Below are 23072 nucleotides of genomic sequence, written 5' to 3'. Positions count from 1 at the left end.
AAGGGGTATGACCTCTCGGCATTTGGGCATTTTTTCCTTTATTAATGCCGCTGCATTCACTACACTAAGCGCAAATTTGAACTCGATACCTAAATGAAGGGACATTGTAACAATGAGTACTATTGAAGAACGCGTAAAGAAAATCATCATCGAACAGTTGGGCGTTAAAGAAGAAGAAGTAAAACCTGAAGCTTCTTTCGAAAACGACCTTGGTGCAGATTCACTTGATACTGTTGAGTTGGTGATGGCTCTGGAAGAAGAATTCGAAACTGAGATTCCAGACGAAGAAGCAGAAAAAATCAAAACTGTTCAAGCGGCAATCGATTACGTGACGAATCACGCAAACGACTAAGCCAAACGGTTGCAAAGGGCGGAATGAAAATTCCGCCTTTTTTGTATCTGGCGTAAGGAACTCAAGATCTTTATGTGGCTAAACGGGCAACAAATCGCGAATAACGACCTCGATCGTGGCTTACAGTTTGGAGATGGCCACTTCACCACGTTGACCCGTGAAAATGGCCGGCTGCGCTGGTGGCCTCAGCATTGGCAGCGATTGGTGTCGGCGAGCGCGCGTTTGCGGATGGGGTTGCCCGATGAGGCCGAGGTCTTAGAGTGTCTAGCGCAAATTGACGCCCCTGATGCCATTATCAAAATAATCATTACACGCGGCTCAGGTGCGCGTGGTTATGGCTACACCCAAGCTGTTACCAGCAACTGGTATGTCACACACTCACCATTACCAGAGCGCAAAACATACCCACTAAATTGTGCGATTGCGCAGTTTTCCTTGGCGCGTTCCAGTTTTTTTGCCGGACTAAAAACCCTCAATCGATTAGAACAAGTGATGCTCAGCGCTGAGCGCGACAGTAGATTGCTTGACGAGCTCATCGTGTGCGACAGTGAAGGCTTTGTTATAGAGGCGACATCAAGCAATATCTTTTTGCGTAGAGAGGGTGAGTGGCATACGCCAAAACTTGATTTTGCAGGCATTGACGGCATAGTTCGGCAGCAAATTTTAGCCGGTCGCCCCATTGGGAACGTGCACATATCTCGCGTGAACGTGCACGATTTATCCAATGTCGAGCAAGCATTCGTAACTAATACTGTTTTGGGCTTGCGTCCACTAGCGAAGATCGGCGACCATAAGTTACCCGAGCAACAACTTCCTAAGGCGCTAAAAACTTGGTGGCAAAGCTAAAACGACTCATACTGATCAGCTTCTTTGCGGGTATACTTCTACTCACCTTGTTTGCTTGTGGTGGCGCTTATTGGAGTCACCAACTTCTCGATTCGCCGTTAGACATTGGCGATGAACCCGTGCTGCTGGAAATCAAACCAGGAATGCATGCAAAGACCGTCTTACAACAGCTCAAGCGGCAAGCAATATGGCCGCATTCCAGCGAGCTGAGTTACGTTGCGAGTCGTTTATGGGCAAACCCCGAGCGAATGCAAGCGGGGGTTTATCAGCTGCGATCTGGACAGACGTTGCGACAGTTTTGGCAACAGTTACAAGCTGGGCGGCAACATCAATTTGCGGTGACCTTGGTCGAAGGCCAAACGCTCGTGCAATGGTTAGAAATCCTCGGAGCGCATGATTATTTACAGCCGCTAACGTCCTCACCAACTGAGTTATTAACGCAAGTGGCAAGTGATGCGAATTGGCCGAGTTTGGAAGGCTTGTTAGCTCCCGACACGTATCATTTCTTTGCCGGAACTTCAGCCCTAAAAATTCTCCGCAAGGCGTATAAAACGCAGCAACAACGTTTATATAGTATCTGGGAAGGCCGGGCAGATGAATTGCCCTATACAGAGCCTTACGAGTTGCTTATTATGGCTTCGATTATTGAAAAGGAGACAGGGCTAACGGGCGAACGCGATAAGGTAAGCTCAGTTTTTGTGAATCGCCTACGTAAAGGTATGCGCTTACAATCCGACCCTACAACCATTTATGGTATCGCTGATTTTGATGGTAATTTGACCCGCGCTCACTTAAGGGAAGAAACAGCGTATAACACGTATCGTATTGATGGTTTACCGCCAACACCAATTGCGATGCCAAGCTTGGCAAGCTTACGAGCAGCTGCTCACCCCGCAACTACAGATTATTTCTATTTTGTCGCAGACGGTTCGGGCGGCCACGTTTTTTCACGAACCCTAGAAGAGCACAATAAAGCAGTTAATCGTTATCAACGAGGAATTCATTAGCCCATGCAGGGAAAGTTTATTGTTGTCGAAGGCCTTGAAGGGGCAGGCAAAAGCTCAGCAATTGCGAGCTTAGTGAGCCATTTACAAGCAAAAAGTATTGCCACGCTTACTGTTCGCGAGCCTGGTGGTACGCCACTGGCTGAAGCTTTGCGTGATTTGGTTAAAAAGCAGTGGCAGGAAGAGGTGACGGCGGAAACGGAGTTACTATTGATGTATGCCAGTCGAGCCCAATTGGTTCACAATGTTATTCGCCCAGCGCTGGCAGAGGGAAAATGGGTGATTGCCGATAGGCATGACTTATCGTCACGTGCCTATCAAGGTGGAGGGCGCCAGTTAGGCGATACCAAGCTGCAAACATTAAAGAAACTCGTGCTTGGCGACTTTGTCCCAGATTTAACCTTATTACTCGATTTAGATCCTGAAATTGGCCTTGAGCGAGCCCGAGCCCGTGGCGAACTTGATCGGATTGAACAAGAAGCAATGGCATTTTTCCAGCGCACGCGTGAACGCTATTTAGAAATCGCTCGGCAGGAACGCGGTATTAAGGTTATTGCCGCCGATCAACCGATGGCGGAAGTGCATCAGGCACTTATTAATGCACTCGAAGCAGAGCTATTCGCACACGGAAGGGGATAAGTCGTGAGTTTGCCTTGGTTACGGGAAAACTGGCAGCAAGTGTTGCGGGAACGACAGCAAGGTAAGCTTGCCCACGCTTATTGTGTGCCTTGGCAAGTTGATCTTGGCAGCGCTTTATTCGTTGCCGAATGGATCAAGTTATTGCTCTGCAGTCAGCCAGAAAAACGTGCGTGCGGTGAATGCAAGAGCTGTTTACTGCACAAAGCCGGAAATCATCCAGATTATTATTCAGTTGCGAGTCAGGATGGTCGTGCCATTAGTGTCGATCAAGTTCGTGAACTGCTTGGCAAGTTACACAACACGCCCAATCAGGCGGGAGCAAAAGTCGTGTGGTTACAGGATGCTGAAAAACTCACGGTGACTGCTGCCAATGCCTTGTTAAAGACGTTAGAAGAACCCACCCGCGATACCTATTTTATTGTTACGCCTGAGCGGACTGAAAGGTTATTACCCACATTGCGTAGTCGTATGCAACTGTTACGCATGAACACGCCATCCGTGGAAGCTATTCAACAGTGGTTGGCACAGCAACTAGGACGTATTCTAACGGAAGAGGAAATGGCAGCTTGTCAGCGTTACCGGCAACGGCCGTTGGCGCTCATCGAGTGGGTCAGAAGCGGTGATTATCCGCGCGATTATGTTGCTGAATTAAGCGCGGCTTTGCTTGCGAATGAGTCGTTACCAACATTAGCCAAAGCGGATTGGCAGGATTGGTTATTGGCAACGGAGCAATGGTTGCAAGAACTCATGCGCGTGCAGCAGGGCGCTGCACAAACACAATTACTTATGCCAAGCAAACAAACTGAGCTTCAACAATTTCTTCGTAACAGGAATTATAACGTGACAGATTTAAGTTCTTGGTTACAATTATGTTATGGTATACGACAGCAAACCAATGAACAGAGCGGCCTCAATGGGCCTCTATTATTACAAGAACTCTGGATGAGGTGGCTCTAGCCATGGCTGCGAAGCGAATTCACTTAAAATCAGAAGAACAGTTACGTCGCTTATACATGCCCTTCATCAAAGGTGGGGCATTATTCGTTGCAACCGATGACCCTTATGCGATTGGTGACGAGATGGCGTTGTTGGTACAATTACCTGGTGATTCAGAGGAGACTCTGGTGAAGGGGAAGGTTGTATGGCTAGCGCCATTGCGCCCTGGACGCGCCGATCAACGCGGTGTCGGGGTGCAGTTCACTGATGACAAGTCGCACTTACGCAATCGTATTGAGACCTTGCTAGGTCACCTTGGTGAGTCGAGCGCGCCAACAGCAACCATGTAAAGTAGCACAACACAACGTTAAGGGGTCGCTGTGTTTATCGATTCACACTGTCATCTCGACAAATTAAAACTCGATGAATTCGATGGTTCCATCGAACACGTTATTGCCAATGCTAAACAAGCTGGGGTTCAGCAGATGTTATGCATTGGCGTCACACTAGAAGATTTTCCAAGCATGCGGGATCTTGTTGCACCTTATCCAGAGGTGGCAATTTCCTGTGGCGTGCATCCGCTGTACATTGGCAAACATGCACTGGTCAAAGAACAACTTTCTCAGCATGTTCGTGATGAACGTGTGGTTGCCGTGGGTGAAACAGGTCTTGATTATTTTTACGATCCAGACAGTAAGCAAGTGCAACAAGAAAGTTTTGCTTACCACATCGAGCTTGCCAACGAGGTCGATAAACCGCTCATTATACATACACGAGATGCGCGCGAAGATACGCTCGGGTTATTACGCGATGGACATGCCGAGGTGTGCGGCGGAGTGTTGCATTGTTTCACTGAGTCGTATGAGATGGCACGCCAAGCCATTGATGATCTTGATTTTTATATCTCGATATCGGGGATCGCTAGTTTTCGCAATGCCAGCGAGCTACGGGACGTGGTAAAAAAATTGCCGCTCGATAGGTTATTGATTGAAACCGATAGTCCTTGGTTAGCGCCGGTTCCGCATCGTGGCAAGCAGAATCAACCCGCTTATGTCGCGGACGTAGCCAAATGTGTCGCCGATATAAAGGGCGTAACTTTGGCTGAAGTCGCCGAAACCACCACGCGTAATTTCTTCCAACTTTTTAAGCGTGTTGAGCCGTATCAGCGCTGATTTCAAAAAATTGTGCAAAGATCACAAAAAAATTTAGCAAATCTTTTTTTGTTGTCTACACTGAAACTTACCTTCAAATTTTATCGAGTTAGCGCACGGCTCAATCCCTTGAGCCATTCCCCTAGGCTCGGGACTCTTAATTGGTCCCGAGCGTTTTTTTATTTACCGCAGCTACTATGCATGTAACCGCAGGAGGAACGCTATGGGATCCACCTTTGATCAAAATGATCGTCCCGATTATGACGCCGAAATTCAAAGCCTTGCCGATTACGTTTTACAGGAAACCATTGATAGTGATGTAGCGTGGCAGACCGCGCGGTATTGCTTGATGGACACTATTGGCTGTGGCTTGCTGGCACTGCGCTACCCCGAGTGCACCAAACATTTAGGACCGCTAGTGCCTGGAACTCAGGTTCCGCATGGTGCTCGAGTCCCTGGAACATCATTTGTATTGGATCCGGTGAAAGCGGCCTGGGACATTGGTTGCTGTGTACGCTGGCTCGATTATAACGACACTTGGTTGGCCGCTGAATGGGGGCATCCTTCGGATAATCTGGGCGCAATACTGGCGCTCTGTGATTTTATTTCGCAGCAAAGAGTCGCAAGTGGACAGTCACCATTGACCATGAAAACGGTGCTTGAAGCAATGATCAAAGCCCATGAAATTCAAGGCATACTCGCACTTGAAAATAGCTTCAATCGCGTTGGGCTCGATCACGTGGTACTGGTTAAAGTTGCATCTACTGCGGTGGCGACGTGGTTACTTGGCGGTAACCGTGAACAGATGCTCGCAGCGATCTCACATGCGTGGGTTGATGGGCAGGCGTTACGAACCTATCGCCATGCGCCGAATGCAGGTTCAAGAAAATCTTGGGCAGCGGGGGATGCGACGAGCCGTGGTGTGCGTTTAGCTGATATAGCCATGCGTGGAGAAATGGGTATACCGGGTGCACTATCAGCTGAGCAATGGGGTTTCTACGCTGTTGCTTTTAATAAAACAAACAAAGATCAACAATTAAAACCTACTGATAAGTGGTGCTTTAGTGTGCCACAGCGCTATAGCAGCTATGTTATGGAGAACATTCTATTTAAGTTGTCTTTCCCTGCTGAATTTCATGCACAAACCGCCTGTGAAGCCGCAATAACACTGCATCCTCAGATTAAAGATCGATTTGATGAAATAGAAAAAATAGTCATCACCACACACGAATCGGCGATTCGTATTATTTCCAAGCAAGGTAAGTTAGCAAATCCTGCCGACCGTGATCATTGCTTGCAATATATGGTCGCTGTTCCACTACTCTTTGGTGAGCTTAACGCAGATCATTATGAAGACAGTTTCCATGCGGCGCACCCAGAAATAGATAAGTTGCGTGAAAAGATGGAAGTTGTAGAAAATAAGTCCTATAGCGAAGACTATCTGGATCGAAATAAACGGTCGATTGCGAATGCTTTACAGGTATTTTTTACCGATGGCAGCAGTACCGAGCAAATTGAAGTACATTATCCGATCGGCCACCGGCAACGTCGCGAAGAGGCGATACCCGTCCTAGAACAGAAGTTCGTGAATAATCTCGTCACGCGTTTCCCGTCTCACCGCGTAACAAAAATAGAGAAGTTATGCGCGGATCACGAGCGTTTTTGCCAAACGCCCGTGCACGACTTTATGCAATTGTTGGTGATTTAGGTTTAACCACGCCAAATCACTAATAAAATAAGAATAGGGCAGATGAACTTTACATACCATGGCCAGATCTTCCAGAACCAAGATTTCTGGATTTCTGGCGATCCTTCTTGCAATGCTTTTAGCAAGTAATTCTGGCGCAGCACCCAAGTGAGTAACAGCCCGAACGTTAAGCCTAAAAGTGGCTGCATGTAGACGGTGGTAAAGGTGATCACCAAGCCGAAAAGCACGTTAAAGTTATAAATGATCAGCGCCGACACAGCACCAATACTCAACCCGACAATCCATGCCATTTGTGAACGTGGTTGCCCAGTTTCTTCACGTAACGCATTCACTGGTGCCTCAAGCATTGAAATGGATGAGGTGATAGCAGCGATGACCATTAATGCAAAAAAGGCAAAGGCCACCCATAACCCGGCACTGCCCATTGAATCAAACATGGCTGGCAACACGGTGAAGACCAGCGTGTCCGATGACAATAAGGCGCCAGCGTCGTCGTAAATAACAACGCCGAGTTCCTGCGCGGCGAACATTGCTGGCAAAATCAATAAACCGGCTAAGAAAGCAACCGTGGTGTCTAACCCAGCAACCCAACCTGCGGTTTTTGGTAAGTTTTCTTGTTTAGATAAGTAGGCACCATAGGTCATCATACAGGCTGCACCAATGGACAATGAAAAGAACGCTTGACCCATTGCGCGAATGACCAGGTTCGGCTCGAAAACCCGTGAAAAATCGGGCGTAAGGTACATTTTTAAGCCATCGGTGGCGCCAGGTAACGTCATGATGTAGATGACCATGGCAATGAGCAACACAAATAATAGCGGCATCAACCGACTCGACCAGCGCTCAATACCGTCAGTCACTCCAGAGCGAACCACATGAATGGTCAGGAGTAAAAACAATCCCATCATAATGAGATTACGTTCCACACTAAATGCAGTTAACCATTCGGCAACTTGCGGAAAACCTGCTAGCTCAGCCAAAGGGGCGAACATGAACGCGAGCAGCCAACCAGAAACGATGGCGTAGAAGCTTAAAATCAATGACAATACCATTAATGCGACAATGCCGGTAAACGCGCCAAAGAAGCGCCAACCTTTGCGTTCACTAAGATTACGTAGGGCCTCGACTGGGTTTTGTTGGCGTAGACGACCTATGGTGAGTTCAGCCACCAACATAGGGTAGGCTAAAGCTAAGATCATAACTAAATAGACCAGCAAAAATGCGCCGCCACCATTGCTGGCAGCTTGCGTAGGAAACCCCCAAATGTTGCCAACACCAACAGCTGATCCAGCCGCCGCTAAAATAAAACCGATACGTGAAGAAAATGCAGGTGAGGTTGCAGCCATAATTGATTCTTATCGTTGTTGTTCTGAAATTAGTCGTAAAAGCATAACGAAATTACGCTGAAAGTTCACCGCGCAGATCAGTCTGTAAACAGCGCTCAAGTTCTGCCTGCGGGAGCTTTTGTGAAAGTAAGTAATGCAGCTTTGTTAATGCGGCCTCAATGGTCATATCATAACCGCTAATGACCCCGATTTCAGCTAATGCATTACCTGTAGCATAGCCCTCCATGTTCACCTTGCCTTTGAAACACTGTGTGCAATTTAGCACCGTGACGCCAGCCTGAACGCCGCGTTCGAGGCTTTCGAGTAGGGCGCGATTTTGCGGAGCATTACCAACTCCGTAACTTTGCATAATCAAAGCCTTCACGGGTTGTTGCAGTAAGTGATCGAATAAAACAGGAGAAATACCGGGGTAAAGCGTTAATACGCCAATTGCTTGTGGCGTTACTGGCGCAACCCGCAGAGGTGTTGTATCTAAGGGCTTAACGGTGCCAGCTTTGACACTGATTTGAATACCAGCCTCTAATAATGGACGAAAATTTGGTGATTCAAAGGCATTGAAGCCATTGGCATCAGCTTTGGTGGCACGGTTACCTCGGTATAAGCGGTTATTGAAGAATAAGCCAACTTCGTGGATCGGGTAATTCGCCGCAATGTAGAGCGCATTTAACAGGTTGGTTTGGCCGTCAGATCGTAGTTCCGCGAGCGGAATTTGTGAACCGGTAATGATGACGGGCTTGCCAAGATTCTCAAACATAAACGACAGTGCCGACGCAGTGTATGCCATGGTGTCGGTACCGTGCAGGATAACAAAGCCGTCATAAGCAGCGTAATTGTTCTGAATATCGTCAGCGATACGCTGCCAGTCTTCTGGCGACATATCTGATGAATCCATCAAGGGTTGATATTCATGAATGTCAAAGTGGGGCATCTCGGCACGGAAAAATTCCGGCATTTTATTGACGCATGCGGTTAAGAAACCTGGCGCAGGAACATAGCCCTGCGCCGATTTTTGCATACCGATAGTGCCGCCTGTGTAGGCCACATAAATACGCTTGCGTTGTTGTGTCATAACCAAATAAAACCCAATATCGAGGTGCTAGGGCATTGGGCAGAGTTCACACAACAAATAAACCCCTTCTGGGTCATTGAACTTGGATACCATCTGCACTTCGCGCCAAACACCTTGCAGCTGTTGTTTAATCGGGTCGATGGTACGTGTAGTCGGGGAAGCTGGCAAGAAAACTTCGGCCTGACCAAAGAAGTCGCGCAGGAAACGTTCGCGTGCACTCAGTTCCGGTTCAACGGTAACGACATCGTAGTTGCTAAGCCCTGCCAGCTCTGCAGCAGCGTTTAACGCAGCGTCCAAGTCGCCAAGATTATCCACCAATCCAAGTTCTTGGGCTTTGGCGCCGGTCCATACACGGCCCTGGGCGACCGCATGAACCTGGTCATAGGTCATGCCGCGGCTGTCGGCAACCATAGTGACAAAGTCGCGATAAAACTTCTCGATCGAGCTTTGCACGACTACTTTGGCTTCGTCTGGAAGTGGACGAGTTATATCCATCACTGGCATTTCAGTAGTGTGGTAGCCATCATTGTAGACGCCAATATGCGCGAGTGAATCTTCGATGGTGAAGAACATACCGAATACCCCGATCGAGCCGGTGATGGTTGTCGGAGTGGCCCAAATCTGATCCGCACTCGCTGCAATCCAGTAACCGCCCGAGGCAGCGACTGAAGACATTGAAGCAATCACCGGAATCCCAGCTTCTTGCAACTCCAAAACTTCTTGACGAATGACTTCTGAAGCAAAACCGCTCCCGCCGGGACTGTCGATTCGCAATACGACGGCTTTGGTATTGTCGTTCAATCGTGCCCGACGTAACAATTCAGCAGTGCTGTCGCCACCAACGCTGCCAGGTTTCTGGAAGCCGTCGACAATAACACCACGGGCGACGACAACAGCGATTTCATCGGTAGCCGAATCTTCGTCGCCGGCGAGTTCAAGTTGCATCGCTTTTGCGTCAAGATAATTATGGTGGTTGATGCGACGCCAGCTTTTCTCATCATCGTCAAGACCGGTAAGGTTGATCATTTGCGTACGGAACGCTTCACGTGTCATTAACTGATCAACAAGTCCCCCCTCGAGAGCTACTAGGGCCATATCTTGGTTATTTTCAGCCAACATCGCTTGGAAGTCATCAATCGTGCCGCTTAGCAGACGTGGATCAATGTCACGTTGCTGTTCAACACGGGTGACGAAGGTTTGCCATAGCGCATCATAAAGTTGCGCATTCGCTTCGCGTGCTTGCTCGGACATATCATTGCGAGTGTAGGGTTCGACCGCTGATTTATAGGCGCCAACCTTAAATACATGGGTACTGACTTTTAGCTTCTCGAGCAGGTCTTTGAAGTACAAGCGGTAGCCGCCCATCCCTTCGAACATCATTGCGCCAAGCGGATTTAAATAGATGCCGTCACCGTGTGCCGCCAAAAAATATTGTGACTGCGTGTAATAATCACCATAACTGTAAACTGGTTTGCCAGATTCACGGAAACGCAGCAACGCATCGGCAACTTGCTGCATTTTATTTAAACCGCCACCCGCAAAGTTACGCAAATCAAGGTAAATGCCGCTAATGCGTTTATCATTCGCCGCGCGCTCAATGCTGTCGACAACGTCTCTCAATAATGTTTCGGGTGGGGTGCTAGGCGAACCTAGTGCGTCATTGAAGAAACGATCCATAGGATCAACCCAAGTTTCTTCTTCAACTAGTACTCCTTCGAGCTGTACAACTAAGACACCGTTGTCAGGTACCATAACTGGCTCGTCATCAGCGATTAAAATCGCAACAGCCAAGAAGAGAAGAAGAAAAAAGATGACATTTAAAAGAACCTTTCGGATACCATTAATCAGACCGAAAAGTTTCTTAAAGACGTTAGCGATACCACTCATGTGTCAGCACCTTTGCGAGTTCGTAATTTAGTTAATGATGAAGAATACTGAACATTTATGAAATAAACTAGCCTGACAATGTAACAGAGCATGATCCTTTGCTAAGCTAGCGACATGCTTCACTTAAAGGATAGATAACACGACCATGCAGGCGCTTGAACTCTTAACAACCCGTTCGTCCATGCCACGTCTCATCGAGCCTGGCCCCAATCCAGAGCAATTTGAGATCATGCAAAAAGCTGCTGCGCGAGCACCTGATCACATGGCATTGATGCCTTATCAATTTGTGGTGTTTCAGGGCGAACGCCGCCAACATTTGGGAGGTATCTTTCAAGCAGCCGCACAAGCCAAAGGCCTAAGCGAAGAGGCTTGTGTGCAAGCGAGTCAATTACCGTTGCGGGCACCTATGGTTATCGCCTGCTTACTTGACTATCAGGTGCATGAAAAGGTACCACGGGATGAACAGTTCGCCAGTGCAGCGTGTGCGACATTACTTATGCAGCAGGCTGCTTTTGCGCAGGGACTTGGTGCCATTTGGAGAACCGGTTGGTTCGCCGAGGATGCTTCGGTAGCAACTGCGTTGGGAGCCAAGTCTGAGGATGCAATCGTGGGATTTCTTTATGTTGGTACGCCAGCCGTGCCAACGCCAATTAAACCGGAAAAAGCCATCGCTGATAAATTCAGCGATGGCTGACGCATTAAAACTCGAGGTTTTTCGGTGCGCGTGGGAATGGGATCACATCGCGAATATTGGTCATTCCGGTGACGTAAGTGACGAGGCGTTCGAAGCCCAGACCAAAACCGGCATGAGGAACGGTGCCGTAACGCCGTAGGTCACGGTACCAACCATAATGTTCAACGGGCAGTCCCATTTCTTCCATGCGTGTATCAAGTTTGTCTAAACGCTCTTCACGGGCGCTACCACCAATGATTTCGCCAATGCCAGGGGCTAAGATATCCATTGCAGCAACGGTCTTGCCATCGTCATTCTGACGCATGTAGAAGGCCTTGATGTCTTTTGGGTAGTTCTTCAAGACGATAGGCGCGCCGACATGTTCTTCGGCTAGGTAACGTTCGTGTTCCGATTGTAAATCGGTGCCCCATGCAACTGGGTATTCAAATTTCTTGCCACAGTTTTGCAAAATTTCGACCGCATCGGTGTAGTCCATATGCACAAACTTGTTACTTACAACATGGTTAAGGCGATCTAAGACGCCTTTATCAATTCGTTGTTGGAAAAATGCCATGTCATCGGCACGCTCATCGAGTACAGCATTAATACAGTATTTCAGCATGTCCTCGGCAAGGTAGGCAATATCGTTCAGATCAGCGAACGCCAATTCTGGCTCAACCATCCAAAACTCGGCAAGGTGACGACTGGTGTTCGAGTTTTCCGCACGAAATGTTGGACCAAAGGTGTACACTTTCGACAAAGCACAGGCATAAGTTTCAACGTTTAACTGACCTGAAACCGTCAAGAATGACTCTTTGCCGAAGAAATCTTTGCTGTAATCGATCGCACCTTGCTCGGTATGCGGAAGATTCATCATATCCAACGTGGACACGCGAAACATCTCGCCCGCACCTTCCGCGTCAGATGCGGTTAGGATAGGGGTCGCTACCCACATATAGCCGTGCTCATGAAAGAAACGGTGGATTGCTTGTGCTAAGCAGTTACGCACTCGCATCACGGCTCCGGTAACATTGGTGCGTGGGCGCAGATGCGCATATTCGCGCAAGTATTCCATGGAGTGCGGCTTCGGCGACATCGGGTAAGTGTCAGGGTCTTCAACAAAACCAAAGACTTCAACTTTGGTCGCCTGTAGCTCGTACGCTTGACCTTTGCCCGCCGATTCAGCAACGGTACCGGTAATCGCAACACTAGCACCGGTGGTGAGTTTTAAGACTTCACTGTCGTAATTGTCGAGTTCATTCGGCACGACTGCTTGAATTGGATCAAAGCATGAACCATCATGAATGTTGATGAACGAAATACCTGCTTTTGAGTCGCGGCGGGTGCGCACCCAACCGCGGACTGTGGTTTGTTCACCAACAGCGATTTTACCCGCTAATACATCGACAACTGTTGCGAAGGACATACGTCTTAAACTCCGTATAAACACCAATCAAAAAAATGAGCGTCTATGTTACCTTGCTTTGTCGAAGACTCAAGCGAAAATCACTGAAATCATGCCTTGTACGCCAGATCTGCAACCGCTTGTGTGAGTTTTTTGAGCTGTTCTGGGCGAATAATGTATGGCGGCATTAAATATACCAGTTTGCCAAACGGGCGAATCCACACTCCAGCTTTGACAAATGCTTGTTGAGCGACAGCTACATCGACCGGATTTTGCATCTCGACCACACCAATCGCACCGAAGCACCGCACGTCTGCAACGCTAGGCAAGCTCGCTAATGGACGTAGTTCTTGCTCAAGTTGCGCAGCAATCGCTGTTACTTGTGTTGTCCATTGATTTTGCTCAAGCAGGTCGAGACTGGCGTTAGCCACCGCACAGGCCAGCGGGTTTCCCATAAAGGTAGGTCCGTGCATAAAGGTTCCACCAGCCGGTCCGTTGCTTATCGTGGCACCTACATCAGCACTGGCGAGCACCGCCGCTTGGGTCATGTAGCCGCCGGTCAGAGCTTTGCCGAGACATAGGATATCCGGCGCTATGTCAGCGTGTTCACAGGCAAACCAACGGCCGGTGCGGCCAAAGCCAGTGGCGATCTCATCGGCGATAAGCAACACGTCGAAGGCTTCGCAGAGTTCTTTCGCACCACGCAAATACTCAGGGTGATAAAACCGCATACCACCTGCACCTTGCACCATAGGTTCTAAAATTAATGCGGCGAGTTCGTGGTGATGTTGCTCAATAAGCTCGCGCAGCGGTTGTAGTGCTTCGGGCTGCCAGGCTTGTTCAGGAGAAACGGTGGGAATGGGCGCGAAGAGTTGTTCACGCAAGCTGCCGCGGAACAGGGTATGCATTCCATTGATCGGATCACACACCGACATGGCAGCAAAGGTATCGCCGTGATAGCCCCCACGAATCGTTGCCATGCGATTCTTTTGTGGCTGTTCACGGGCGGCCCAGTACTGCACAGCCATTTTAATTGCTACCTCTACCGCAACGGAACCAGAGTCGGCAAGAAAGACGTGTTGCAACGAAGCAGGGGTATGCTTGAGCAAGCGGCGACAGAGATCAACTGCTGGCTGGTGGGTAAGCCCGCCAAACATCACATGACTCATCTGTTCAGTTTGGGCATGGATCGCAGCATTCAGATGGGGATGATTGTAGCCATGGATCGCTGCCCACCATGATGACATGCCGTCGACTAAACGGCGTCCATCAGCTAAGACAATTTCACAGCCACTCGCACTCGCTACAGGGTAAACGGGCAGAGGCTCCTTAAGTGATGTATAGGGATGCCAAATATGCGTGCGGTCAAAATCTAAATCAGTGATTTGCATAAAAAGTAATCAGTCGTTAATTTAAGTAGGTGCAATAAGTTGACAGTCTACCTGATCAAGGTATGCTTCTCGAGCATAAAAACTTCAACAACGATCGACGCAAAAATTTGGAATTGACCCATGACAACCCCTAGCTTACGCCATGATTGGCAACGTGAAGAAATTGAAGCGCTATTTGCGCTACCCATGAATGATTTATTGTTTCAAGCGCAACAAGTTCATCGGCGACATTTTGACAGTAATAAAGTGCAAGTGAGTACCTTGTTGTCGATCAAAACCGGGGCCTGTCCTGAGGACTGTAAGTACTGCCCACAAAGTGCGCATTACCATACTGGTGTTGACCGAGAGCGCTTGATGGCGGTTGAGAAAGTATTACACGAAGCCGAGGCAGCGAAAGCGCAAGGCGCCAGTCGATTTTGTATGGGGGCGGCATGGCGTAACCCCAAAGATCGCGATATGCCTTATGTTATCGAAATGATCAAAGGCGTGAAAAAGCTTGGCCTTGAGACGTGTATGACTTTGGGAATGCTGTCAGCGGAGCAAGCTCAAGCGCTGCAGCAAGCGGGCCTTGATTACTACAATCACAATCTTGATACATCGCCGGAGTTTTATGGCGAGATCATCAGTACACGCACCTATCACGATCGCTTACAAACACTAAGTAATGTCCGTGATGCGGGTATGAAAGTTTGTGCCGGTGGAATCGTCGGAATGGGCGAGAGCCGCGCGGATCGTGCCGGTTTATTACAACAATTAGCGAACCTGCCGAAGCATCCAGAAAGCGTCCCGGTGAATATGTTGGTCAAGGTGAAGGGCACACCATTCGCAGAACTTGATGACATGGACCCATTCGAGTTTGTACGCACGATTGCGGTCGCGCGTATTATTATGCCGACGTCCTTTGTCCGTTTGAGCGCAGGTCGCGAAACCATGAGTGATGAGCTGCAAGCGATGTGCTTTTTTGCTGGCGCGAACTCGATTTTTTATGGTGAACGTTTGTTAACCACGCCGAACCCTGAAGCCGACAAAGATCAGCTGCTGTTCACGCGTTTAGGTATCGAACCGCTGCAACACGATGGTTACAGTGATGATGTCCACGAGGCTGTGATCGAAGATGCCTTGCAAGAGCAGGCTCAGCCTGTGCGTTATTACGAAGTTAGTTAATCGAGCCGTTACGTATGCTGCAAAAGTCAGTGATGGCGGCGATGGCAAAACAGCTAGAGCAACGCGCCGAGCAAGATCGAACTCGGATATTACAGTCGGTTACACCATTATCATCCACGCAAATAGCTGTTGCTGGAACCAAGTATTTGCAGTTCTCCAGTAATGACTATTTGGGCTTAAGCCGCCACCCCAAGGTACTTAGTGCTTATGCGCAAGCCATCGCGGCAGGAGCAGGCGCTTCGGCGCTGGTGACTGGCTATACCGAGCACCATGCCGACTTATGCGCGCTACTCAGCGAGGTTTTGCAGCGCCCCCGAGTGCTGTTGTTTAACTCTGCATTTGCGGCAAACGTTGGTGTGTTGACGACGCTCGGGCCATTGTATAGCCACCTTTATCTAGATCGGTTGGCACATGCTTCTTTGCTCCAAGGAGCAAAGCACAGTGGCCAACGCTGGCGCCGCTTTCAACACAATGATTTGGCAACAGCTGAGCGCTGGTTGAGAAAGCAGCCTGAAAGCGCGCTACTGATAAGCGAATCGATTTTTAGTATGGATGGTGATGCGCTGGCCAACGATGCCTTGGTCAGCCTACTTGCTAGGTCTGGTCATTGTGATGTCATGCTTGATGATGCGCATGGTTTCGGGGTCTGTGGTGACGCTGGGCGCAGCGTAGCGGCAGACTTCTCCGTCGCACAAGTTGGCCTCATCAGTTTAGCCTTTGGCAAGGCGTGTGGCGTCGCAGGTGGTGCCGTTGCGACCGATGATGCTAGCGCTAATTATTTAGTGAACTACTGTCCGGAACTTATTTATTCGACCGCGATGCCGCCTGCACAAGCGTCAGCGATTAAAGCTGCTATTGAAATTATTATCAGTACTGAGGGAAGCGACTTACGCAGTAAGCTCGCCGCCAATGTTGCGTACTTTCAGCAACTCGCTCAAGTTGCAGGTCTACCGCTGTGTTCATCGCGCCATGCCATCCAAACGTTACGTATCGGTAGTGATGGGGCAGCATTGCAGATGAGTCAACGACTGCGCGACGCTGGTATCTGGTGTAGTGCCATTCGGCCTCCGACGGTGCCCGAGGGAACTGCCCGTTTACGTCTAACGCTAACAGCGGCACATCATGAAAATGACATACGTCAGCTGGTGCAGGTATTGCAGCGCAGTTACGCGGAGTTTGCGACGTGAAAGCTATTAGTCTTTACGATAAACAACGGGTTGCTCGTTATTTTGCCCGCGCGGCGCGCACCTATACCCATTACGATCGACTGCAGCGAGGTATCGCCGACGCCTTAGTACAACGTTTAAGGCCTTTAGTTGCAGCCGAATCAATGGTGCTTGACCTTGGTTGTGGCCCAGCACATCACCAGGAGAGACTTTCTCAATTGGGCGGTCATTACCTCGGTATGGATATTACTCCCGCAATGTTGACCGAAGCGCAACGCCATAATCCAAGTATGAACCTCGTTGCTGCGGACATGGAGCAGTTACCTCTGCGTAGGCAGAGTGTCGGCTTACTGTTTAGTAACTTAGCGATGCAGTGGAGCAATGATTTACCCGCTTTACTTGCAGAGTGGTATCGCGTGTTGGCACCCGGCGCACAAATTGCAGCGTCGACGGTACTTGCTGGTTCACTGCAACCTTTGGGTGATTGTTTTACTGCTGTTGATGGTCAGCGGCACACGAATCAATGGCTGGACTTTTCTGCATTCATGACCGAGGTGCAACGTTTACCCTGGCAGGTCGACTGCGAGCTGTTGAACATTGTGCAAGAGTTTCCCACAGTGGAGGCGATGCTGCATGAACTTAAAGGCGTTGGGGCAAACTATACCGCACGTAGCGCAACCGGTTTATACGGACGAGAGCGTTTTTTACGGCTAAAACAAGCGTTAGAGCAACACCGAAATGCCAATGGCATGCTTGAGCTGCATTGGCGTATCGGTCTGTTGTCAGGTGTAAAACCTATTGAGGAAAATTAAACATGGCTTGCGTATTTGTAACAGGAACAGATACCGATGTTGGCAAGACGCTAGTCAGTGCTGCGCTGCTAGAGCGGTTAGCTGAAGGTCATTTTCGAACCTTAGCGATGAAGCCTGTTGCTGCTGGCGCCGACGCAACTGGGGCTGGCCTGCGTAACAGTGACGCACTGCAATTGGAACAGGCGATGACCTGCGGGCCTGTTGCCTATGGGAATATTAACCCGATTTGTTTGTCCGCTCCCGTAGCCCCACACCTTGCCGCTCAACAGCAAGGCATCGATTTAACGGTCGCAGACTTGCAAACGGCCTATGACGAACTTATCGAAGTCGAACATGACCTGCTGCTTATTGAAGGTGCAGGCGGTTGGTTAGTGCCATTGAATGCGACGGAGTCACTTGCGGATTTCGCTACGGCAGTGCACGGCAACATTGTACTCGTGGTCGGTATGCGGTTGGGTTGTTTAAACCATGCACTGTTAACTGCTGCAGAAATTCAGCGACGCGGTTTAAATTTAGTGGGTTGGGTGGCGAATCAAGCACAGCCTGAAGCCATGGCGTTGGCAGATGAAAACGAATCATGGTTGGCGGATTATCTTGAAACGCAGTATCAAGCCCCCTTACTGGCGAGTATACCGTTTCAAAAAACCGCCAACCCAAAAGCTGTTGCCGGTTATTTTCCTGCCAGCCAGGAGCTGATGTCACTATTACGGGGCAGTACAGCTTTGTGACCAGAACTGAAAACACAGCCATCTGTTTCGCCCAGTAAGACCATTCGGTTACCGTCAACTTTTAACGAAGTGCCTTCTCGGATCGCCAGTACTGGGGTTTGCGGTGCTACGATCATGAATTCCGCTAAGCGCTGATCACGAGTTTCACCGTGAAAGCCCGGCGGCTGATAGTCGCTATAGTGAGGGTTAAGTTGAAAAGGCACTAACGCCAAAGCATCGAAGGAAGGCGGTTGTACAATCGGCATATCATTAGTGGTGCGAATGCTTAAACCAGCAATATTTGAGCCGGCACTCCAGCCTATGTAAGGCACTCCAGCTGCTACAGCGGCACGAATCGATGGGATTAAGTTTTGGTGTTGTAACTGGGCGAGTAGATGAAAAGTGTTACCGCCGCCCACTAAAATCGCTTCGGCATTGCGACACGCCGCTTGCGCATCAACTTCGGTATGCAAACCGGTTACCTTATAACCATGTGGATTTAGAGCGGTAGCAACTCTTGCGGTGTAGTCATCGTAGCTCATGCCAACACCGGCGTAGGGTACGAAAAGGATGTTGCTCGGTGCTGCCAAGCGTTCTTTTAAATGCGGAATGACGGGCTCTAGATAGGCACTATCGCCAGCTTTTGAACTTGAGCATAAGAGCAATTGTGTGGACATGTAAAATACCTTATTTACAGCAATTAAAGTGCGGTCAGATTAGCAAAATTTAAGCTGTGGTGCGATTGAATTGGGGTACAATAAACACCATATAAAGCACATCACAACTGTTGTTGAAAATGTAGAGGTAGAGTACATGAAACGCGTTGTTCTTTTTTTAGCTACAAACCTAGCGATTTTGCTAGTGTTAAGTGTGGTAATGAGCTTAGTGCTGCCGGTTTTTGGTGTTGACCCGTCAAGTTACGCTGGCTTATTGGTTTTTGCTGCAGTGTTTGGTTTTGGTGGCGCGTTTATTTCGTTGGCGATGTCGAAATGGTTGGCTAAACGTAGTGTCGGTGCGCAAACCATTGAGCGGCCCCGCAACACAACCGAGCAATGGCTGATACAAACGGTTGCGCGGCAAGCGCAGCAGGCAGGAATACCGATGCCTGAGGTGGCGATTTATAACTCACCAGAGCCTAATGCTTTTGCTACTGGAGCGAGTAAGAAAAACTCGCTTGTTGCAGTGAGCACAGGGCTTATGCGAAGCATGAACCAAGATGAGGTCGAGGCTGTGCTTGCTCATGAGATTAGTCATATTGCTAACGGCGACATGGTCACTTTAACGCTGATTCAAGGCGTCGTGAATACCTTCGTTATTTTCTTTGCCCGTGTGATCGCTGGTGCAATTGATAATGTCACTCGCAGTAACTCCTCAGACGGCCGAGGCCTGGGTGGTTTGGCTTATTTTGGAATAGTCATGGTTTTAGAGGTTGTGTTTGGTATTCTCGCAAGTATTATCGTTATGTGGTTCTCGCGTCAACGCGAGTACCGAGCGGACTATGGTTCAGCACAATTGGTTGGTAAACACAAAATGATTGGCGCATTACGGCGTCTGCAAAATGCTCACGAGTCACAACTTGACGGCAGCATGGTTGCTTTTGGAATCCAGAGCAAGCGCAGTATGAGTGAGCTTTTGATGAGTCATCCACCTTTAGCGAAACGTATTGCCGCTCTTGAACAGTTGTAGCAACGTTAATCATCAAATGAAAATGAAGTAGTAAGGATCATCATGACAAACTGGAGTGCGCGTAGTTGGCGCGAGAGACCGATCCAACAACAGCCGAATTACCCAGACAAAGCACAGCTTAACAACGTTGAACAACAACTAAAGATGTTCCCACCGTTGGTGTTTGCCGAAGAAATTCGAGCGCTTAGACGGCAACTTGGACAAGTAAGCCAAGGGCAGGGCTTTTTATTGCAAGGTGGCGACTGCGCTGAGTCTTTTGCTGACTTTAATGCGCCAAAGATACGTGACACCTTTAAAGTCATTCTGCAAATGGCGATTGTTTTAACTTTCGCCGGTTCGTGCCCAGTGACAAAAGTGGCGCGTATGGCTGGGCAATATGCGAAGCCACGTTCGAGTGATTTAGAGACCATTGATGGTATAGCGTTACCAAGTTATCGCGGCGATATTATTAATGGGCCAGAATTTACCGAAGCGGCACGCGTTCCAGATGCGCAAAGAATGGTTCAGGCATACCATCATTCGGCAGCGACATTGAACTTGTTGCGCGCTTTTGCACAGGGTGGTCTCGCGGATTTGCATAAAGTGCATAAGTGGAACATGAGTTTTGTTGCAGCAAATCCTTTAAAAGATAAATATTTGCAGGTTGCCGAGCAGATTCAATCAGCACTGAAATTTATGGAAGTTGTAGGCATCACTGCAGATACTAATGCCACGATCCATGAAACACAGTTATTCACTTCGCATGAAGCGTTGCTATTGCCTTATGAAGAAGCACTAACGCGCACGGATACGTTGACAGGGTTACCTTATGACTGCTCTGCGCACATGGTATGGATTGGCGAGCGCACGCGGCAATTGGATCATGCCCATGTTGAGTTCATGCGTGGCATTCACAACCCGATTGGTGTTAAAATAGGTCCGACCACTAAACCAGACGATGTTATTGCGTTATTAGACGCCTTGAACCCAGCAAATGAACCAGGTCGCATGACGCTGATTACGCGCATGGGTGCCGAGAATTTAGCGGCTGCCTTGCCTGCTATCGTGCGCAAGGTTAAAAGTGAAGGGCGTCACGTGGTGTGGTCGAGCGATCCGATGCATGGCAACACGGTGAAAGCAGAGAATGGCTTGAAAACCCGTAACTTTGACGCCATACATCAGGAGTTACGCCAGTTCTTCGCAGTTCATCAAGCAGAAGGCACCTATCCAGGTGGCGTTCATCTAGAGATGACTGGCGAAGACGTGACTGAATGCACTGGTGGTGCTTATCAGATTAGTGAACAAGATTTGACGCAACGCTATCGCACGCAGTGCGATCCGCGTTTGAATGCCGACCAAGTTTTGGAACTTGCATTCTTGGTGGCAGATTCTCTCCGTGAGGCACGTCAAGGCCGCGGTTAACTGACATTTTCGAGGTTTTAGTAGTATATGTCACAACAGGTTGAGCAGTTTTTTGAGAACCTTTGGAACGATTACATCAAACTTACTCCGTCAGCAGCAAAAGTACATCAGGTTTTAGGGCAGGGGCGCGATATCATCAATGATCATGTCGCGTTTCGTACCTTTAACCAGGCACCTGTACGTCTTGCGACCTTAGCCAAGCATTTTGAAGCTATGGGTTACAAAGCTTGCGGAGATTATCATTTTGAAGCTAAGCGACTTGTAGCTAAGCACTTTGAACACGATGACCCAACATTACCGAAAATCTTTATTAGCGAATTGCTGGTAGAAGAATTTTCGCCGGAATTGCAAGGCATCGTTAAAGAGCTCGTTGCGCAAATTGATCCTGCTAAAGTAGAACAGTCTGAATTCTTGTATTCGGGGACGCATTGGCAGATTAGCAGCAATGACTACGAGCGTTTACTTGAAGAAAGTGAATATGCAGCGTGGATGGCTGCGTTTGGTTTCCGTGCCAATCACTTTACCGTGAACGTGAATCATTTACCGGACTATGAGTCGCTTGAACAAGTAAATGAAACCCTTAAAACCGCCGGTTTTCGTCTGAACTCGTCGGGTGGGGAAATCAAGGGTTCACCAGATGTTTATCTGGAGCAATCGTCGACCATGGCGGATCATGCGCCGGTGCGTTTTAGCGACATGGAAAAAGTTATTCCAAGTTGCTTCTACGAATTTGCTAAGCGTTATGAAATTGCACCGAACAAACTCTACACAGGCTTTGTAGCTGCCTCGGCAGACAAAATCTTTGAAAGCACTGACGCGCGTGCCAGTGCTGAAAAAGAGAGCTAATAAGCCTAGTAGTGATGCCGCTCAAGATTCGTCTCAGCGAGGATCTTAGCGGCAATTTCTTCCACTGAAAAACGTGTTGAATCGAGAAATGGAATGGCCTCACGCCGATACATTTTCTCGACCTCTTGTAATTCAAATCTACACTGCTGCATTGATGCATAGCGCGAACCTTCGCGGCGTTTGCTACGTATCTCATGGAGCCGCTGTGGCTCTAGCGTTAACCCGAAAATTTTATGGCGATGTAACTTTAAAGCTTTAGGCAACTGAAGATTTTCCATATCATCGTCTTCAGTGATGGGGTAATTTGCCGCTTTGATTCCGTAATGCAATGCTAAGTAAAGACTCGTTGGTGTTTTTCCCGTGCGGGAAACGCCTAATAAAATGATGTCGGCTTGGTCGTAGTCCGCAATGTTACTACCGTCATCATTCGCGAGAGAGTAGTTCACGGCCTCGATACGGCTATCGTAACTGTCTCTTATTCCACCATTTTCCTGAATGCCATGGGTACGGTTGGTTTTAGGTTGGGCATCGATACCGAGTTCACGACTTAAGGGTTCGACCAGATAGTCGAGAAAGTCGTAACAACTGCCGCTTGAGCCGGTAATAATGCGTTTAAGTTCTAAACTCACAAAAGTATGAAAGATAATTGGGCGCTCACCAGTCGCTTGGTGTGCCGCATTGATTTTGCTAACGGCTTGTTCTGCTTTCGCTTCGGAGTCAATAAAAGCCAGTGTTTTGTGCTCAATCTTTAACGGAAACATCGACAGCATAGCCCGACCAAAGGCCTCAGCGGTAAGGGCGGTGCCGTCTGATATATAGAAAATAGTTCGCATGAATGGATTCTCAGGCTAGAAATGCTTGATGAATCTTAACCTTTTCCGCG

General features: G+C 48.7%; 23 protein-coding genes. 16 read left to right on the top strand and 7 right to left on the bottom strand.

All coding sequences use genetic code 11. The features are described from left to right. The first annotated feature begins 112 nt into the window (after positions 1 to 112). The 8 genes from acpP to NV375_RS02950 all read left to right on the top strand — a co-directional run bounded on the left by acpP (position 113) and on the right by NV375_RS02950 (position 6636). Entirely contained in the window at positions 113 to 352 is a 240-nt protein-coding gene (gene acpP, locus NV375_RS02985; protein ID WP_026862150.1) for an acyl carrier protein, read from the top strand. A 72-nt stretch (positions 353 to 424) separates the two neighbouring features. After that, positions 425 to 1198 carry an aminodeoxychorismate lyase gene (pabC, locus tag NV375_RS02980; protein ID WP_258806903.1) on the top strand — a complete coding sequence of 258 codons (774 nt, stop codon included), beginning with the start codon at positions 425 to 427 and terminating at the stop codon, positions 1196 to 1198. Further along, a complete protein-coding gene (gene mltG / locus NV375_RS02975) occupies positions 1186 to 2205 on the top strand; it encodes an endolytic transglycosylase MltG (RefSeq protein ID WP_258806902.1) in 1020 nt (339 codons plus the stop codon). The genes pabC and mltG overlap by 13 nt, the downstream gene beginning before the upstream one ends. A gap of 3 nt (positions 2206 to 2208) precedes the next feature. Next, positions 2209 to 2841 (top strand): dTMP kinase, encoded by a 633-nt coding sequence (gene tmk / locus NV375_RS02970; protein ID WP_258806901.1) that lies wholly within the window; start codon positions 2209 to 2211, stop codon positions 2839 to 2841. A 3-nt stretch (positions 2842 to 2844) separates the two neighbouring features. Then, a complete protein-coding gene (locus NV375_RS02965) occupies positions 2845 to 3798 on the top strand; it encodes a DNA polymerase III subunit delta' (RefSeq protein WP_258806900.1) in 954 nt (317 codons plus the stop codon). A 2-nt stretch (positions 3799 to 3800) separates the two neighbouring features. Further along, complete coding sequence (locus tag NV375_RS02960) at positions 3801 to 4127, top strand: PilZ domain-containing protein (RefSeq protein ID WP_126770419.1); 327 nt, start codon at positions 3801 to 3803, stop codon at positions 4125 to 4127. A gap of 30 nt (positions 4128 to 4157) precedes the next feature. Beyond that, complete coding sequence (locus tag NV375_RS02955; RefSeq protein ID WP_258806899.1) at positions 4158 to 4949, top strand: TatD family hydrolase; 792 nt, start codon at positions 4158 to 4160, stop codon at positions 4947 to 4949. Positions 4950 to 5151: 202 nt separating this feature from the next. Next, positions 5152 to 6636 (top strand): bifunctional 2-methylcitrate dehydratase/aconitate hydratase, encoded by a 1485-nt coding sequence (locus NV375_RS02950; RefSeq protein WP_258806898.1) that lies wholly within the window; start codon positions 5152 to 5154, stop codon positions 6634 to 6636. Between the two features lie 2 nt (positions 6637 to 6638). Here NV375_RS02950 and NV375_RS02945 read toward each other — a convergent pair whose 3' ends face one another. The 3 genes from NV375_RS02945 to sppA are packed head-to-tail and all read right to left on the bottom strand — an operon-like array spanning position 6639 to position 10938. After that, the gene (locus NV375_RS02945) at positions 6639 to 7982 is read right to left on the bottom strand and encodes a sodium-dependent transporter (RefSeq protein WP_258806897.1); all 1344 of its coding nucleotides are present in this window, start codon (positions 7980 to 7982) and stop codon (positions 6639 to 6641) included. Positions 7983 to 8034: 52 nt separating this feature from the next. Further along, a complete protein-coding gene (gene ansA, locus NV375_RS02940) occupies positions 8035 to 9051 on the bottom strand; it encodes an asparaginase (protein ID WP_258806896.1) in 1017 nt (338 codons plus the stop codon). 27 nt (positions 9052 to 9078) lie between these two features. Further along, positions 9079 to 10938 (bottom strand): signal peptide peptidase SppA, encoded by a 1860-nt coding sequence (sppA, locus tag NV375_RS02935; protein WP_258806895.1) that lies wholly within the window; start codon positions 10936 to 10938, stop codon positions 9079 to 9081. Positions 10939 to 11083: 145 nt separating this feature from the next. On the opposite strand from sppA, the gene NV375_RS02930 reads away from it, so the two are divergent. Then, complete coding sequence (locus NV375_RS02930; RefSeq protein WP_258806894.1) at positions 11084 to 11632, top strand: nitroreductase family protein; 549 nt, start codon at positions 11084 to 11086, stop codon at positions 11630 to 11632. Positions 11633 to 11636: 4 nt separating this feature from the next. Here NV375_RS02930 and asnS read toward each other — a convergent pair whose 3' ends face one another. Continuing rightward, positions 11637 to 13037 carry an asparagine--tRNA ligase gene (gene asnS / locus NV375_RS02925; protein ID WP_258806893.1) on the bottom strand — a complete coding sequence of 467 codons (1401 nt, stop codon included), beginning with the start codon at positions 13035 to 13037 and terminating at the stop codon, positions 11637 to 11639. An 89-nt stretch (positions 13038 to 13126) separates the two neighbouring features. Then, positions 13127 to 14407, bottom strand: a complete 1281-nt coding sequence (gene bioA / locus NV375_RS02920; RefSeq protein ID WP_258806892.1) for an adenosylmethionine--8-amino-7-oxononanoate transaminase — start codon at positions 14405 to 14407, stop codon at positions 13127 to 13129. A 120-nt stretch (positions 14408 to 14527) separates the two neighbouring features. On the opposite strand from bioA, the gene bioB reads away from it, so the two are divergent. The 4 genes from bioB to bioD are packed head-to-tail and all read left to right on the top strand — an operon-like array spanning position 14528 to position 18277. After that, positions 14528 to 15571, top strand: a complete 1044-nt coding sequence (gene bioB / locus NV375_RS02915; protein WP_258806891.1) for a biotin synthase BioB — start codon at positions 14528 to 14530, stop codon at positions 15569 to 15571. A gap of 14 nt (positions 15572 to 15585) precedes the next feature. Further along, a complete protein-coding gene (locus NV375_RS02910) occupies positions 15586 to 16758 on the top strand; it encodes an aminotransferase class I/II-fold pyridoxal phosphate-dependent enzyme (protein ID WP_258806890.1) in 1173 nt (390 codons plus the stop codon). Beyond that, positions 16755 to 17549 carry a methyltransferase domain-containing protein gene (locus NV375_RS02905; protein ID WP_258806889.1) on the top strand — a complete coding sequence of 265 codons (795 nt, stop codon included), beginning with the start codon at positions 16755 to 16757 and terminating at the stop codon, positions 17547 to 17549. Before NV375_RS02910 ends, NV375_RS02905 begins: the two co-directional genes overlap by 4 nt. 2 nt (positions 17550 to 17551) lie before the next feature. Beyond that, complete coding sequence (gene bioD / locus NV375_RS02900; RefSeq protein WP_258806888.1) at positions 17552 to 18277, top strand: dethiobiotin synthase; 726 nt, start codon at positions 17552 to 17554, stop codon at positions 18275 to 18277. Here the strand turns inward: bioD and pepE are convergent. Beyond that, a complete protein-coding gene (gene pepE / locus NV375_RS02895) occupies positions 18220 to 18933 on the bottom strand; it encodes a dipeptidase PepE (RefSeq protein ID WP_258806887.1) in 714 nt (237 codons plus the stop codon). The genes bioD and pepE overlap by 58 nt on opposite strands. A 136-nt stretch (positions 18934 to 19069) precedes the next feature. Here pepE and htpX point away from each other — a divergent pair, with 136 nt between their 5' ends. Genes htpX through NV375_RS02880 form a run of 3 tightly spaced genes read left to right on the top strand, consistent with a single transcriptional unit; the run spans position 19070 to position 22189 of the window. Further along, positions 19070 to 19942 carry a protease HtpX gene (gene htpX, locus NV375_RS02890; RefSeq protein ID WP_258806886.1) on the top strand — a complete coding sequence of 291 codons (873 nt, stop codon included), beginning with the start codon at positions 19070 to 19072 and terminating at the stop codon, positions 19940 to 19942. A 42-nt stretch (positions 19943 to 19984) separates the two neighbouring features. Then, positions 19985 to 21343, top strand: coding sequence for a class II 3-deoxy-7-phosphoheptulonate synthase (locus NV375_RS02885; protein WP_258806885.1), 1359 nt, complete (start codon positions 19985 to 19987; stop codon positions 21341 to 21343). A gap of 27 nt (positions 21344 to 21370) precedes the next feature. Continuing rightward, the gene (locus NV375_RS02880; protein ID WP_258806884.1) at positions 21371 to 22189 is read left to right on the top strand and encodes a DUF1338 domain-containing protein; all 819 of its coding nucleotides are present in this window, start codon (positions 21371 to 21373) and stop codon (positions 22187 to 22189) included. 5 nt (positions 22190 to 22194) lie between these two features. Here the strand turns inward: NV375_RS02880 and NV375_RS02875 are convergent, their stop codons facing one another. Beyond that, complete coding sequence (locus NV375_RS02875; RefSeq protein ID WP_126770391.1) at positions 22195 to 23022, bottom strand: pyruvate, water dikinase regulatory protein; 828 nt, start codon at positions 23020 to 23022, stop codon at positions 22195 to 22197. Positions 23023 to 23072 lie beyond the last annotated feature (50 nt).

The sequence above is a fragment of the Pseudidiomarina sp. CB1 genome (genome assembly GCF_024752025.1).
Classification (GTDB): domain Bacteria; phylum Pseudomonadota; class Gammaproteobacteria; order Enterobacterales; family Alteromonadaceae; genus Pseudidiomarina.
The sequence above is the reverse complement of the archived record's forward strand: the minus strand, read 5'-3'. Positions and strand labels throughout refer to the sequence as shown.